The following is a 13,787-nucleotide window of genomic DNA, read 5'->3' on the forward strand; positions in this document are numbered from 1 at the left end:
GCCTCGACACTTGTCCAGTGCAAGTCAAGCAAAGCCAAAGAAGCGATTGAAACAGTCTGCGACAAGGGCCGCGCCCTGCGCATCGTTCAAGTGCAGATGATGACCACCGGGCAAGGCCACCTGCTCGAAGGGTAGCTGCTCCAGCAGAATTGTGTGGCGCGCCAGCATGCCGTCCTCGGCGATCACCAGGCAGGTGGGGCAGCTCACCCGGCGCACAAAGGCCATGGCCTGCGCCTCGTTCAGGCGCACGGGCGACGGCAAGGTCAGGCGACTGTCGCTGCGCCAACTGTAACCGCCAGGCACCGGCATGAGCCCACGCTGGGCGAGCAGCTCGGCGGCTTCGCGACTGACTGCGACCATGCCCTTCATCCGCGCCTGCACGCCCTCTTCCAGGCTCGGGTACACCGACTTGCGCTTGCCATCCAGGCGCAGTTGCGCCTGCAGTGCCATACCCAGGCGCTCGGCGGCATCCTGCTCGGCGACCGTAGGCGGGATGACGCCATCGATCAACGCCAGATGGCTGATCCGTTCAGGCAGTGCGCCCGCCAGCTGCACCGAGATGATCGCCCCCAGCGAATGCCCGAGCAGGCCAAAGCGCTCCCAGCCCAGTTGCTCGGCTACCCGCAGCACGTCATGGGCATAATCGGCCAGGTTGTAGCTCGCCCCGGCTGGACGATGCTGTGAATAGCCGTGCCCGGCCAGGTCGAGCGCGACAATGCGCAGGCCTTTCAGGCGCGGGGCCAGATGGGCGAAGCTGTTGGCGTTGTCGAGCCAGCCGTGCAGAGCGATCACCGGCAGGCCGTCGGCAGGACCGAACAGGTGTGCAGCCAGTTCGATATGGCCTAAGCTCAGGCGAATCTCCTCGACCTGCGCACTCATGCCTGGCTCCAGCGATCGAACAGGCCCTTGATCAGGCTGGCAGTATCGTTGGGCCGCTCCAGTGGAAACATGTGCCCGCCCGGAACGCTGTGATACTCCCCCTGCGGCATCGCACGTACCGCCATGGCGTGGTGCTTGCGGATCACCCGACTGCGATCGCCACGCACCATGGCCAGTGGCACCTGCAGTTGACGCGCAGGGGCCGGGCTGACATGGGGAATGCTGCGGTAGATGCGCATCTCGGTGCTGGGATCGAAGCGCAGACGCACGCCCTCCTCCACCGTTTGCAACCCGTGCTCGAGATAAGCTTCGAGGCAATCGGGATCGAACTGGCGGAACAGCGTCTTGCTGGCAAAGTAACTGCGTGCACTGTCGCGATCAGGAAACGCCTCGCGCCGTCCTTCGGTTCGCCCGGCTGGCGTGATGCGATCGATGAAACCGAAGCGCTTGGCGGTGCGGATCAGCCACTGGTCAGCGCGGGTCAGCACCGGCGAATCGAGCATCACCACACCGCGGTAGAGCTCGGGTCGGCGCAGGGCAGCATGCAGGTGCAGCACACCACCGAGGGAATGACCGACACCCCAGACCGGTGCCGGCTGCTGCGCCAGATGGTGCAGCAGTTCGTCGACCAGGTTCTGCCAGTTGTCATCCACTGGAAAGCGCGGGTCGTGGGCATGCTGCTCCAGGTGACAGACCTGGTAGTCCGGGGCCAGGGCCGCGAACAGCTTGCCGTAGGTGGCTGAAGGGAAACCGTTGGCATGGGCGAAGAATATCTGCTGCGACATGACCGCCTGGTCCGACTGGAGAGTGATAGCCCATTGTCAGCAACCTGCCGGTTGGCGGCAACGTTCGGAAAGGTCATCGGCGAGGGCTATCAGGTCACGTCGCGCTATCGAGGCGAAACAACGCATGCGGCCGGCGGTGCTCGGCGACGTGCGTGCAGATGCGTGCCAGGTATCAGGCCGAGGCGTGAAGCCCACGCAGCGTAAGCAAACCCGCCAGCGGCCAATCCCCTTCCAGCTCGGCCAGGCTCGCAGTGCTCATCGGCGCTGGCTGCTGCAGATGCCCATGCTCCAGCATTCCCACCAACGCCCCCACCAGCGGCTGGTGACTGACCAGCAGCACATGTTCCAGCCCCATACGCTCGATTTCGCCGATCACCTGCCGGACGTCACTCTCGGGGGTCAACCACGGCACGGTGCGCACCGGCTCGGCGAAACCAAGGGTGTCGTGCACGAGGGCGGCGGTCTGCTGCGCGCGCACATAAGGGCTGGCGACGATCGCCTGCAGTGGCTGGCCAAGCAGCCGTGCGGCACTGTGCAGCACCTGCTCACGACCATGGCCGGTCAGGCGGCGTTCAGCGTCGGTGTTGGCCCGTGGCTCTGCCTCGCCATGGCGTAGGATCCACAGCTTCACAGTTTTGGCTCCTCATCACGCACCGGGTGCGGCGCCGGAGCCACTGCGTGGGGCGCTTCGCCCTCAGGCGCACGGGCCGTCGGCCAGTCGGCAAACGGCCAGGGCTTCTGGTCGGTGTGGAAGCTGCCGAAGCGACCGATCTGCGCCAGGTACTGGCTGAGGCTGTCGCCGAAGTTCATCAGGCTGGCACTAGGCGCGCCATACACCAGGCGGTAGATCAGTTGCACCAGCACCAGCCCGCCAAGCAGCAGCTCGGCCAGTTGCCAGACCACCAGGAACACCAGCATCCACAGCACCCGCAGGATGATCGACTCGCGCTGGGCGCGCTCGGGCGTATCGTTCATGTGTCGCTCCTTGCTCTGATTTGGAGCCGCTGACGGCTCAGTTGAAACCGCTGGTGGAAATGAAATCGACGTCGGTCTTGGGCTCGGCACGCATCAGGTGCTCGATCACCTGGGCCAGGGTTCGCCCCTCGAACAGAATCGCGTGCAGCCCGGCCACCAGCGGCATGTAGACCTGCACTTCCTGAGCCTTGGCCTTGAGCACTTTCAAGGTATTCACCCCTTCGGCCACTTCGCCCAGGCGGCTGATCGCCTCTTCCAGGCTCAACCCCTGCCCCAGGGCATGTCCGACCTGGTAATTGCGGCTCTTGGGCGAGGAGCAGGTGACGATCAGGTCACCCACCCCTGCCAGCCCCAGGAAGGTCATGGGGTTGGCGCCCTGGCTCACGGCGAAGCGGGTCATTTCGGCCAGCGCCCGGGTGATCAGCATGCTCTTGGTGTTCTCGCCCATCTCCAGCGCCACGGCCATGCCGGCGATGATCGCGTAGACGTTCTTCAGCGCGCCTCCAAGCTCCACACCGAAGCGGTCGGCGCTGGCATAGACACGGAAGGTGCGCCCGTGCAGGACATCCTGCACGCGCTGGCACAGCGCCTCGTCCTCACTGGCAACCACAGTGGCGGTCAAGGCATGCTCGGCGATCTCACGGGCCAGGTTCGGCCCGGACAGCACGCCGATACGCGCCTGGGGGGCGATCTCTTCAAGAATCTGGCTCATCAGCTTGAAGGTCTGCGCCTCGATGCCCTTGGTCAGGCTGACCAGGCACTTGCCGCGCAGCAGCTCGGCATGTGGCGCGAGTACGCTGCGCAAGGCGCTCGACGGCAGCGCGACGAACACCAGGTCGCTCGATTCCAGGGTCGCCAGCAGGTCATTGACCGGCTCGACGCCGTCATGCAGGCGAATGCCTTTGAGGTAACGAGGATTCTCGCGGTTGGCGCGCATGGCCTCGGCCTGCTCCGGGTCGCGCATCCATTGACGCACCGGATTGCCGTTTTCCGCCAGCAGGTTCGCCACGGCGGTACCGAAGCTCCCGCCTCCCAGAACTGCAACAGGTTGCTGTTCAGTCATATTCAATCCGTTAAAGCCATTAAGTTGAGTGGCGACGCGGGCATTATACGGCTCGTCTGCTACAGAACCAGTGTCGGCACCAGCCTCTTCACAGGCAAAGCCGCCTGCACGGCGCGCGTACGCATGCCTTGCCAGAGGGCATTTATCCGAAAGAGGGTGGCAAATCCAGCGCAGATCACTGGAAAAACCCCCACGGTCGGTTACCATGCCTGGTTTATCCCGCACACAAGGCCGTCACGTGTTCCCAGGCACGCCTCCTGCCCCTCGCCTGCTGTTGCTGACCGCCCTGCTCGGGGGTTCGGCCATGGCCGATGACCTGTTCATCGACAACCAGGACCTGCCGCAGGTTCTGACCGCCACACGCCTGAAACAATCCCCGGCCGCAGTGCCCGGCAGCATGACCGTGCTCGACAGCGAACTGATCCGCGCCAGCGGTGCACGAGACATCCCCGAGCTCTTGCGCCTGGTGCCCGGCATGATGATCGGCTACGGCGCCGGTAACCAGCCGACCGTCAACTACCATGGCAGCAACGTCAACGACGCCCGGCGCATGCAGGTGCTGATCGACGGCCGTTCGGTGTACCGCGCAGGCCTCGCCACCGTGGACTGGAGCGACATCCCGCTGGCGATCGAGGATATCGAACGCATCGAAGTGTTCCGCGGCCCCAATACCGTCAGCTATGGTGCCAACGCGCTGATGGCCGTGGTCAACATCCTCACCCGCAGCCCCGCCGACAGCCACGGCACGCGACTGAAGATCACCCAGGGCCAGGATGGCATCAACGATTTCTATGCCAGCCAGGGCTTCGGCTGGGAAGGCGGCGATCTGCGCCTGTCGATGTCCGGCATGCAGGACGATGGTTTCGACAAGAACCAGTACGGCCAGGACTACCGCGACAGCCGCCGGCTGACCCGCTTCAACCTCAGCGCCAGCCACACCCTGGCGCCCGACCAGACCCTCGAATGGCAACTGGCGGCCAAGGAAGGCAGCAACCAACGCCCCTATACCTATACCCCGGTGTTCCCCTTCATCACCGGGCGTGGCGACAACGCCGACCTCAACGCCAAGGATTACGCGGGCTCGGTGCGCTGGAACATCGACTTCAGCCCCGAGCACAGCCTGTACGTACAGGGCTCGGCGCAGCAGTTCGACCGCCAGCAGGTATGGCGTGCCTGCGATGCGACGCTGGCCTTCAGCCCCGAGTTGACCCGGCTGTGGCAACTCAATCCAGACTACGCCGAACAAGTGGCGCGCAACGCCAACAACCCGCCCAACAACAACGACCCGGTATTGCAGAGCCTGCGCAACCAGATCAAGAGCCAGTGGGACAACGGCGGTAACCGTGAAGTCTGCGGTGATGTCGACCAGAGCACCCGCGAAACCCGCTACGACCTGGAAATCCAGGATACCCTGAGCCTCACCGACACCCTGCGCCTGCTCAGCGGCTTCAACTACCGCTATGACCGTGCCGACTCGCAGACCTACTTCAACGGCAGCCTCGACGACCGCACCTGGCGCTTGTTCGGACAGCTCGAATGGCGCGCCGACGAACACTGGATCCTCCAGGGTGGGGCCATGTTCGAGGACAGCGAGCTGTCCGGCAGCTCGCTGACCCCGCGCGTGGCGGTCAACTACCTGATCACCCCGCGCCACGGTCTGCGTGCGGTGTACTCCGAGGCCGTACGTTCGCCGGACATGTTCGAGAACAACGTCAATTGGAGCTACACGGTCAAGAACCTCACGCCCAACGCGCTGGGTTTGCAGAACGGTGAATACTTCGTCAAGACCCGTGGCCCGGGCAACCTCGACCAGGAGCGCATGCGCTCGCGCGAGCTGGGCTACAACGGCTACTTCGCGGACATCGACCTGAGCCTGGACGTCAAGCTGTTCTACGACGAAATCACCGGGATGATCAGCGAGCCGCTGAAGAACAACCAGTACATCGCCAGCAATGCCAACAAGTCCCGCTTCAGCGGCACCGAGACACAACTGGACTGGCGCCTGAGCATGCGCGACCGTCTGCGCCTGACCTATGCCTACGTCGACGCCTGGGCCAGCAACCCCGACGACCGCCGCCTCAGCGCACGCAACAGCGGCTCGGCCGGCTGGATGCGCGACTGGGGCCAGGGATGGTCGAGTGCCCTCTTCTATTATGGCGACGACGCCCTCAACCAATACCGCTACGAGCGTGTAGACCTGCGCGTGGCCAAGCGCCTGCGGGTGTATGGCAGCTCGCTGGAGCTCGCCGCGCTGTGGCAGCAGCGGCTGGACGACCAGCCCACCACCATCGAGCAGAACCGCTACGACAGCCGCCATCGCCTGAGTTTCAGCGCGGAGCTGGAGTTCTGATGCTGCGCTTGCTGCGCCTGTTGCTGCTATGCCTGTGGCCGATGGGCGCGCTTTCGGCCAGCGAAATCCTGCTGGTGGGCGGCGAAGACCAGCCCGGTGTGCGCAGCTTCGTCACCGCACTGGAGGCACGCCGCCCTCACGACCACGTGCGCTTCCAGACCGTGGCGCAACTGCCCCGCCCAGCGTTGCTCAAACCCGAGACCCGCTTGATCCTGCTGGACAACGCCGCACTCGACTGGCGCATGGGCGAAACCGCAGGTCCTGCGGCGCTGGCCCTGCGGGTCAGCCGCGTGCAGGCCGAACAGCGCCTGGGAAAGTCGCGGCCCTCCTACCTGAGCCTGCTGTGGAGCGACCCGCCACTGCCACGACAACTGCGCCTGACCCGCTACCTGCTACCGCAAGCGCGACGCATTGGCGTACTGTACGGCCCCGGCAGCCGCTTTCTGATCGATGAGATGCGCCAGGCTGCGCGTGGCCTGGGTCTGGAGATCGTCGCCCAGGACTGGGCCGACCTGCGTGACAGCCGCCCGTTGCAGCACCTGCTGGGCAACAGCGACGTTCTGTTGGGAATCGACGATCCCGAGTTGTACAACTCCAAGACCGCCAAGAACGTCCTGCTCAGCAGCTATGGCCGACAGATGGCGCTGATCGGCCCCAACGCCGGCTTCGTTCGCGCTGGCGCCCTGGCGAGCACCTACAGCGACCAGGACGACTGGCTGGCGGTACTCGACGACTTGCTCGACCAGCCGCCGGCACACTGGCCCCGTAGCCTCTACCCCGAACACTACGGGGTCAGCGGCAACCAGCAGGTCGCCCGCGCCCTGGGCCTGGAACCCATCGATCCGAACGCCGCCGCCCTGGCCCTGGCCGAAGGAGAACCCACCCCATGACCAAGCGCCTGAGCTGGGACATCCACACACGCACCCAGATCATCAGCCTGGGGCCCGCGCTGCTGCTCACCCTGCTGTTGATCAGCTTCTTTACCTTCGTGCGTATCCAGGACTTGCGGCAGGAGCTCAACCACACCGGTCAACTGATCGCCAACCAACTGGCGCCAGCCTCCGAATACGGGGTGATCTCAGGCAACAACGAGGTGCTCGAAAGCTTGATGCGGGCGACCCTGAGCATCCCTCACGTGCGTTTTCTCGAGGTGCAGGACAGCCGCAACCACATCCTGGTCTACGTCGAGCAGTCGGGTGAAAGCGTCAGCCGCGCCCAGCGCGTCGAGGTGTTCCAGGCGCCCATTCGCCTGCAACAGATCCGCCTGGACAACGACTTCCTGCAGGAAGGCAAGACGCCCCCCAGCATTGGCGACGATTACCTGGGGCGAGTGATCGTCGGCATGTCCGACGACGCCTTCAGCGAACGCCAGCAGGAGATCGTGATCAAGGCCGGCATTCTCGCGCTGTTCGCCTTGCTGTTTACCTTCCTCCTCGCCCGGCGCTTGGCCAGGAGCCTGTCCAAGCCGATCAGTGACATGGGGCATGCGGTCGAGGCCATCCAGCAGGGCGAGTTCAACGCCCCGTTGCCGGTGGTCGACGATAGCGAACTGGGCCATCTGGCACGCCACATCAACAACCTTGCCAGCGCCCTGGACCAGGCCAGCCACGAGCAGAGCCAGGCCATTGCCCAGTTGACCCAGGCGCGCGAGGAGGCCGAGCAGGCCAACCGCGCCAAGTCCGACTTCCTGGCGATGATGAGCCACGAGCTGCGGACCCCGATGAACGGCGTACTCGGCATGCTGCAACTGCTGGAAACCACCCCGCTGACCGGTGAGCAAGCCGAATACACGGCCGTGGCCAGCGAGTCTACCGGCCACCTGCTCAAGGTGATCAACGACATCCTCGACTTCTCGCGCATCGAACGCACCAGCCTGGAACTGGAGCACATCGATTTCAACCTTGGCGAGCTGATTGCCAGCAGCGTGCAATCGTTCCAGCACAGCGCCCAACAGCGCAACCTGGCCCTGCGCCTGCACCTGCCGCCGGGCATGGACCGCCTGCAAGTGATCGGCGATCCGACACGCATCCGCCAGATCCTGTTGAACCTGGTCGGCAATGCGTTGAAGTTCACCGAGCGCGGCGAAGTGGAGATCGAGGCCCGCTGGCAAATGCTCGACCGTCAGTTGCTCTGGCTGACCTGCGCGGTCCGCGATACCGGCATCGGCATCGACAGCGATCGGCTGGAAACGATGTTCGTCGCCTTCCAGCAAGCCGACAGTTCTATTTCAAGGCGTTACGGCGGCACCGGCTTGGGCCTGTCCATCGCCCGTACCCTGGCCGAGCGCATGGGCGGCAAATTGCGCGGCGAAAGCCGCGAGGGCATGGGTTCGACCTTCACCCTGGAAGTCCCTTTGATGCTGTCGAGCAAGCCTGCAGCGCGCCTGCTCGGGCACGAGCATGACGCACTGCTGGGTGGCGACGGCCAGCGCGTCCTGCTGGTGGAAGACAATCCGGTCAACCAGAGCGTCATCGAAGCCATGCTGCGCAGCCTGGGCTTCGAGGTCAGCGTGGCACTGGACGGCGCGCAAGCGGTGGAAATGGCGGGCCAGCAAAGTTTTGCGGCGATCCTGATGGACTGTCGCCTGCCCCAAATGGACGGCTACGAAGCCACACGCCGCATCCGCCAGCACGGCGCGCAACTGCCGATCATCGCCTTGACCGCCAATGCCCTGCAGGGCGATCGTGAACGCTGCCTGGCTGCAGGAATGAACGATTACCTGAGCAAACCGTTCAAACGCACCGATCTGCAACGCATTCTGCAGCGCTGGTTGCCCGGCCGGACAGCCGCGACTGGCGATTAATGATAAAGTGCGGCAGTCTTAAAGACTGGACAGGGCCGTCGTTGGCCCTGAAAATAAAACTTTCAGTGCACACCTGTACTTCTTTTGCCAGGTGCGCTGTGACTTTCACCACAACGCAATAGTCTACCTGTAGGCTGCCGCCCGGACTCTCTAGGATTTCGGGTCGGCCGGGAAGATTCATCCCCTGCCACAGGGGGTTATTGAGGAGCTCGCATGACCAAACAACACGCCTTTACTCGGGAAGACCTGCTGCGCTGCAGTCGCGGTGAGCTGTTCGGCCCCGGTAATGCGCAACTGCCCGCCCCGAACATGCTGATGGTAGACCGCATCACCCACATCAGTGAGGAAGGCGGCAAGTTCGGCAAAGGTGAATTGGTCGCCGAGCTGGATATCACTCCAGACCTGTGGTTCTTCGCCTGCCACTTCGAAGGCGATCCGGTGATGCCGGGCTGCCTGGGCCTCGACGCCATGTGGCAGCTGGTTGGCTTTTTCCTCGGCTGGCAGGGCCTGCCGGGCCGCGGTCGCGCACTGGGTTCGGGCGAAGTGAAGTTCTTCGGCCAGGTGCTGCCTACCGCCAAGAAAGTCACCTACAACATCCATATCAAGCGCGTCCTGAAAGGTAAGCTGAACATGGCCATCGCCGATGGCTCGGTCAGCGTCGACGGTCGCGAGATCTACACCGCCGAAGGCCTGCGGGTCGGCGTGTTCACCTCCACTGACAATTTCTAAGGGTTATTCGCATGCGCCGCGTCGTTATCACTGGTCTGGGCATCGTTTCGTGCCTGGGCAATGACAAAGCTACCGTCACCGAAAACCTGCGCAACAGCCGTCCGGGTATCCGTTACAACCCGGAATACAAGGAAATGGGGCTGCGTAGCCAGGTTTCCGGCTCTATCGACCTGAACCTTGAAGAGTTGATCGACCGCAAGGTCTATCGCTTCGTCGGTCACGCCGCCGCCTACGCCTACCTGGCGATGCAGGACGCGATCAAGGACGCAGGCCTGACCGAAGAGCAGGTGTCCAGCCCACGCACCGGCCTGGTTGCAGGTTCCGGCGGCGCTTCGACCCTGAACCAGATGGAAGCACTGGACACCCTGCGCGAGAAAGGCGTCAAGCGTGTCGGCCCGTACCGTGTCACCCGTACCATGGGCAGCACCGTATCGGCGTGCCTGGCTACCCCGTTCAAGATCAAGGGCATCAACTACTCGATCTCGTCGGCCTGTGCCACCTCCGCACACTGCATCGGCACCGCGCTGGAGCAGATCCAGTGGGGCAAACAAGACATCGTCTTCGCCGGCGGCGGTGAAGAAGAGCACTGGAGCCAGTCGTTCCTGTTCGATGCCATGGGCGCCCTGTCGACCAAGCGCAACGAAACCCCTGAGCTGGCCTCGCGCGCCTACGACGCTGACCGTGATGGCTTTGTCATCGCTGGCGGTGGCGGCATGGTGGTGGTCGAGGAGCTGGAACACGCCCTGGCCCGTGGCGCCAAGATCTACGCGGAAATCGTCGGCTACGGCGCGACTTCCGATGGTTACGACATGGTCGCCCCAAGTGGCGAAGGCGCGATCCGCTGCATGCAGCAGGCGCTGTCCACCGTCGACACCCCGATCGACTACCTGAACACCCACGGCACCTCGACGCCGGTCGGCGACGTCGCTGAAATGAAAGGCGTGCGCGAAGTGTTCGGCGACAAGGCACCCAAGATCAGCTCGACCAAGAGCCTGTCCGGCCACTCGCTGGGCGCCGCTGGCGTGCACGAGGCGATCTACTGCTTGCTGATGATGGAAAACAACTTCATCGCCGGCTCCGCCAACATCGACGAACTGGACCCAGAGGTCGCCGACCTGCCGGTACTGCGTCAGACCGAAGAAAACGCCAAGATCGACACGGTCATGAGCAACAGCTTCGGCTTCGGCGGCACCAACGCCACCCTGGTACTCAAGCGCTGGACTGGCAAGTAAGACGCTGCTGCGACAACGAAAACGCCCCGACTGGTTCGGGGCGTTTTCATTTGTGTTGCCTTAGAAAGGGTCGGCAGTTCAACGCTGCCTGGGCAGCACCGCAAGGAAATTATCCCTCGCCACCTTGCGCGCCACGGCTTCAGGCAACGCATCCAGAAATGGCTCGAATCCGTGCATCTGCTCACCGACGCTGCCGAACTTGCCCACCACATCCGAACCCAGCATGAATCGATCGGGGAAACGCTCGACCAGCGCCAGCCACGCCTTGCGGGGCTTGCCCTGCTCATCCAGCAGGTAGGGCTCCAGTACACTCCACGACAGGTCGATGTACAGATTAGGATAAGCCTCGAGCATGCGCTCAAGCGTTGGCAGGATGAAGTCCATCTGCGTCTGGTGACGATGGATCTCCATGCTGGTACCGGCATGGGCCCAGATGAAACGCGTATGGGGGTGATTGCGCAGCGGCTCCTCGATCTCCGCCAGGTACAACGGGTTACGCTCACGCTTGGAGGTGATGTTCGAATGCACCAGCACCGGCAAGTCACGCTCGGCTGCCAGGTGATAGATGCGGGTCATCGCTTCGTTGTTGGCTCTCGGCGTGTCACCGCTGGTCAGTGCAGTGAGGTCATCATGCCGGGTGAACACCTCTCCGATGCCCTGCCAGAACCCCGGATACAAGTCGAGCATGCGCTCGATGTGGCTGACCGCGTTCTTGTCCACCGGGTTGAAACCCGACAGGAATGGATGAAAGCGTTTCTGCTGCTCGGCCGGCAACTTCTGCACCGCTGCCACTACATGGATATCGGTAGCGCTGAACCAGTAGGCATCAGCGTCGTCGCCCGCGTAATAGCGTGGGCGCTTGGGTTCATCCTCATGCCATTTCTTCGCCACCGGGATACCGGAAATCATGGCGTGCTCGACGCCGGCCTCGTCCATGGCTTTCAGCAGTGCAGGCATGCCTTCGGTTTCCTGGAAGAAGTCGACGTAGTGCAGATGGGCGTCACTGTAGCGATAGTCGCGCGCTTGCGCCGCCTGGCACAGGCAGCCGGATAACACGATGCAGGCCAGCACTCTGGCAATCATGGAGCAGCTTCCTTGTTCCAGTCAGGAACAGGGTAGACCCGCGCGCCTGCAAGACGGTTCAGCACGCCGCCGCGACCCGCTATGCTAGGCGCACCCCCTGCCCGTCCGGAGCCCGACCATGAGCAGCCCCCTGATCATCCGCCCACGTGCCGAATCGGTGGAGGGCCAACCGATTCTGCGTCCGCTGCCATCGGCTCAGTGCCGCAGCGTCGGCCCCTTCGTGTTCTTCGACCACATGCTGGAAACCGACTATGCACCCGGCAACGGCATGGACATCCGCCAGCACCCGCATATCGGCCTGTCGACCCTGACCTACCTGTTCGAAGGAGAGATCCTGCACAAGGACAGCCTGGGCTCGAATCAGCGCGTGCTGCCAGGTGACGTCAGCTGGATGACTGCCGGACGCGGCGTGGCCCATGTGGAACGTACGCCGGCACAAGCCTTCACTGAAGGCTCGCGGCTGCACGGCCTGCAGGTGTGGCTGGCATCGCCCAAGACGCACGAACAAGGCGATCCGAACTACAGCTACCACCCCGCAAGCAGCTTGCCGGTGAGTGACAACCTGGGGGTACGCATCCGCCTGATCGCCGGTACCGGATTCTGCCTGGAGTCGCCAGTACCGGTGCTCTCTCCTACCCTCTACGCCCAGGTGCAGATGCAGGCGGCAACCTCGCTGATCGTGCCGAACGAGCACGCACAACGGGCACTGTACCTGCTCGACGGCGAGCTGGTGCTAAACGGCGACGAGGTAGAGGCGTGCAGCCTGGTGGTGCTGCCAGACGGCGAAGCAGTGGAGCTGTATGCCGAAGGCGAGTGCCAGTTGGTGCTGATAGGCGGCGCGCCGCTGGACGGACCTCGGCGGATGAACTGGAATTTCGTTGCCAGTGATCCGCAGTTGATCGAACAGGCCCGGGCACGCTGGGCGGCAGGTGACTGGCCACAGGTGCCGGGCGAGACCTCCCGGATCGAGCTACCTCGCTAGGCTGGGCCGCTTTGCGGCCGTTCGCCGACAAGGCCGCCCCCACAAGGATGGCGCAACCCTGACAAGCAGCATCTGCACCTTTGGGAGCGGGCTTGCCCGCGAAGGGCTGCATAGCAGCCCCAATACACCGTCAGTGTGAAAACACTTCTTCCAGCAGATTGTGCATCGCGCGGAAGGCCCGCTCCGAGGTGCGACGGTCGTACTGCATCTTGCCCGGCACGTTGGCATTCGGGTCGGTAAACGAATGTACTGCACCGCCATAGCTCAACAGTTGCCAATCGACCTTGGCAGCGTTCATTTCAGCCTCGAACGCCGGCAGTTGCTCCTGGGGCACCAGCGGGTCGGAAGCACCGTGGAGCACCAGCACCGAGCCCTTGATGCGCTTGGCATCTTCAGGGTTCGGCGTGTCCAGGGTGCCGTGGAACGACACCGCCGCTTTCAGATCAGCGCCGGTACGCGCCAGCTCCAGGGCGCAGCAGCCGCCGAAGCAGAAACCAAAGGTACCTACCTTGCCCGGCGCCAGCAGCGCCTTGGACTGCCCGAGCAATTGCGCCAGGGCTTCCTGCATGCGCTTGCGCAGCTCGGCGCGGTCATTCTTCAGCGGCATCATCGCCGCACCGGCCTCATCGGCGTTCGACGGACGCACGCCCTGGCCATACAGGTCGGCGATAAGCACCACATAGCCCTTCTCGGCCACTTCCTTGGCGATTCGCTCGGCACCTTCGCCGATGCCCATCCAATTCGGCGCCATCACCAGCCCTGGCCGCCCCAACGCCCCAGGCTCGTAAACCAGACGGCTTTCATAGCCTCTGCCGGAAACGTGATAGACCAGCGACTCGACGATTACCTTGCTCATCAAACTCCTCCTGAACCTGGAACTGTTCCGTATCACGACTCTAGTGTGTA

13 protein-coding genes are annotated in these 13,787 nt (G+C 63.7%); 6 read left to right on the forward strand and 7 right to left on the reverse strand.

Features of this window, described 5'->3' with window-relative positions; translation table 11 throughout:
• Nucleotides 1-24 precede the first annotated feature (24 nt).
• The 5 genes from AB688_RS19355 to AB688_RS19375 form a co-directional block, all read right to left on the reverse strand.
• Nucleotides 25-879, reverse strand: coding sequence for an alpha/beta hydrolase (locus tag AB688_RS19355; RefSeq protein ID WP_063545572.1), 855 nt, complete (start codon nucleotides 877-879; stop codon nucleotides 25-27).
• A complete protein-coding gene (locus AB688_RS19360) occupies nucleotides 876-1,664 on the reverse strand; it encodes an alpha/beta fold hydrolase (RefSeq protein WP_063545573.1) in 789 nt (262 codons plus the stop codon). The genes AB688_RS19355 and AB688_RS19360 overlap by 4 nt, the downstream gene beginning before the upstream one ends.
• A 172-nt stretch (nucleotides 1,665-1,836) precedes the next feature.
• The gene (gene sixA, locus AB688_RS19365; protein ID WP_063545574.1) at nucleotides 1,837-2,295 is read right to left on the reverse strand and encodes a phosphohistidine phosphatase SixA; all 459 of its coding nucleotides are present in this window, start codon (nucleotides 2,293-2,295) and stop codon (nucleotides 1,837-1,839) included.
• Nucleotides 2,292-2,639, reverse strand: coding sequence for a DUF4389 domain-containing protein (locus AB688_RS19370; protein ID WP_063545575.1), 348 nt, complete (start codon nucleotides 2,637-2,639; stop codon nucleotides 2,292-2,294). Before AB688_RS19370 ends, sixA begins: the two co-directional genes overlap by 4 nt.
• Nucleotides 2,640-2,676: 37 nt before the next feature.
• The gene (locus tag AB688_RS19375) at nucleotides 2,677-3,702 is read right to left on the reverse strand and encodes an NAD(P)H-dependent glycerol-3-phosphate dehydrogenase (protein WP_063545576.1); all 1,026 of its coding nucleotides are present in this window, start codon (nucleotides 3,700-3,702) and stop codon (nucleotides 2,677-2,679) included.
• Between the two features lie 238 nt (nucleotides 3,703-3,940).
• Between AB688_RS19375 and AB688_RS19380 the strand changes: the two genes are divergently transcribed.
• The 5 genes from AB688_RS19380 to fabB all read left to right on the forward strand — a co-directional run bounded on the left by AB688_RS19380 (nucleotide 3,941) and on the right by fabB (nucleotide 10,816).
• Entirely contained in the window at nucleotides 3,941-6,052 is a 2,112-nt protein-coding gene (locus AB688_RS19380; RefSeq protein WP_063545577.1) for a TonB-dependent receptor plug domain-containing protein, read from the forward strand.
• On the forward strand, nucleotides 6,052-6,942 hold the full coding sequence (locus AB688_RS19385) for an ABC transporter substrate-binding protein (protein WP_063545578.1): 891 nt from the start codon (nucleotides 6,052-6,054) through the stop codon (nucleotides 6,940-6,942). The genes AB688_RS19380 and AB688_RS19385 overlap by 1 nt, the downstream gene beginning before the upstream one ends.
• Entirely contained in the window at nucleotides 6,939-8,855 is a 1,917-nt protein-coding gene (locus AB688_RS19390) for a response regulator (protein WP_063545579.1), read from the forward strand. Before AB688_RS19385 ends, AB688_RS19390 begins: the two co-directional genes overlap by 4 nt.
• A gap of 213 nt (nucleotides 8,856-9,068) precedes the next feature.
• Nucleotides 9,069-9,584, forward strand: a complete 516-nt coding sequence (gene fabA / locus AB688_RS19395) for a 3-hydroxyacyl-[acyl-carrier-protein] dehydratase FabA (protein ID WP_054894238.1) — start codon at nucleotides 9,069-9,071, stop codon at nucleotides 9,582-9,584.
• 11 nt (nucleotides 9,585-9,595) lie between these two features.
• Nucleotides 9,596-10,816 (forward strand): beta-ketoacyl-ACP synthase I, encoded by a 1,221-nt coding sequence (fabB, locus tag AB688_RS19400; RefSeq protein WP_054894239.1) that lies wholly within the window; start codon nucleotides 9,596-9,598, stop codon nucleotides 10,814-10,816.
• 78 nt (nucleotides 10,817-10,894) lie between these two features.
• Here fabB and AB688_RS19405 read toward each other — a convergent pair whose 3' ends face one another.
• The gene (locus AB688_RS19405; protein WP_063545580.1) at nucleotides 10,895-11,899 is read right to left on the reverse strand and encodes an amidohydrolase family protein; all 1,005 of its coding nucleotides are present in this window, start codon (nucleotides 11,897-11,899) and stop codon (nucleotides 10,895-10,897) included.
• Nucleotides 11,900-12,017: 118 nt separating this feature from the next.
• Here AB688_RS19405 and AB688_RS19410 point away from each other — a divergent pair, with 118 nt between their 5' ends.
• Nucleotides 12,018-12,881, forward strand: a complete 864-nt coding sequence (locus AB688_RS19410) for a pirin family protein (RefSeq protein ID WP_063545581.1) — start codon at nucleotides 12,018-12,020, stop codon at nucleotides 12,879-12,881.
• 130 nt (nucleotides 12,882-13,011) lie between these two features.
• Here the strand turns inward: AB688_RS19410 and AB688_RS19415 are convergent, their stop codons facing one another.
• Nucleotides 13,012-13,737: a dienelactone hydrolase family protein gene (locus tag AB688_RS19415; protein ID WP_063545582.1), complete on the reverse strand. Its 726-nt coding sequence runs from the start codon at nucleotides 13,735-13,737 to the stop codon at nucleotides 13,012-13,014.
• Between the last annotated feature and the right edge of the window lie 50 nt (nucleotides 13,738-13,787).

Origin of the sequence: Pseudomonas putida (genome assembly GCF_001636055.1) — a bacterium.
Lineage (GTDB): Bacteria > Pseudomonadota > Gammaproteobacteria > Pseudomonadales > Pseudomonadaceae > Aquipseudomonas > Aquipseudomonas machongensis.

Bases quoted from the DNA above. Each gene is read 5' to 3' on its own strand.
- AB688_RS19355 (WP_063545572.1), bottom strand. From the start codon at position 879: ATGAGTGCGCAGGTCGAGGAGATTCGCCTGAGCTTAGGCCATATCGAA.
- AB688_RS19360 (WP_063545573.1), bottom strand. From the start codon at position 1,664: ATGTCGCAGCAGATATTCTTCGCCCATGCCAACGGTTTCCCTTCAGCC.
- AB688_RS19370 (WP_063545575.1), bottom strand. From the start codon at position 2,639: ATGAACGATACGCCCGAGCGCGCCCAGCGCGAGTCGATCATCCTGCGG.
- AB688_RS19375 (WP_063545576.1), bottom strand. From the start codon at position 3,702: ATGACTGAACAGCAACCTGTTGCAGTTCTGGGAGGCGGGAGCTTCGGT.
- AB688_RS19385 (WP_063545578.1), top strand. From the start codon at position 6,052: ATGCTGCGCTTGCTGCGCCTGTTGCTGCTATGCCTGTGGCCGATGGGC.
- AB688_RS19390 (WP_063545579.1), top strand. From the start codon at position 6,939: ATGACCAAGCGCCTGAGCTGGGACATCCACACACGCACCCAGATCATC.
- fabA (WP_054894238.1), top strand. From the start codon at position 9,069: ATGACCAAACAACACGCCTTTACTCGGGAAGACCTGCTGCGCTGCAGT.
- fabB (WP_054894239.1), top strand. From the start codon at position 9,596: ATGCGCCGCGTCGTTATCACTGGTCTGGGCATCGTTTCGTGCCTGGGC.
- AB688_RS19405 (WP_063545580.1), bottom strand. From the start codon at position 11,899: ATGATTGCCAGAGTGCTGGCCTGCATCGTGTTATCCGGCTGCCTGTGC.
- AB688_RS19410 (WP_063545581.1), top strand. From the start codon at position 12,018: ATGAGCAGCCCCCTGATCATCCGCCCACGTGCCGAATCGGTGGAGGGC.
- AB688_RS19415 (WP_063545582.1), bottom strand. From the start codon at position 13,737: ATGAGCAAGGTAATCGTCGAGTCGCTGGTCTATCACGTTTCCGGCAGA.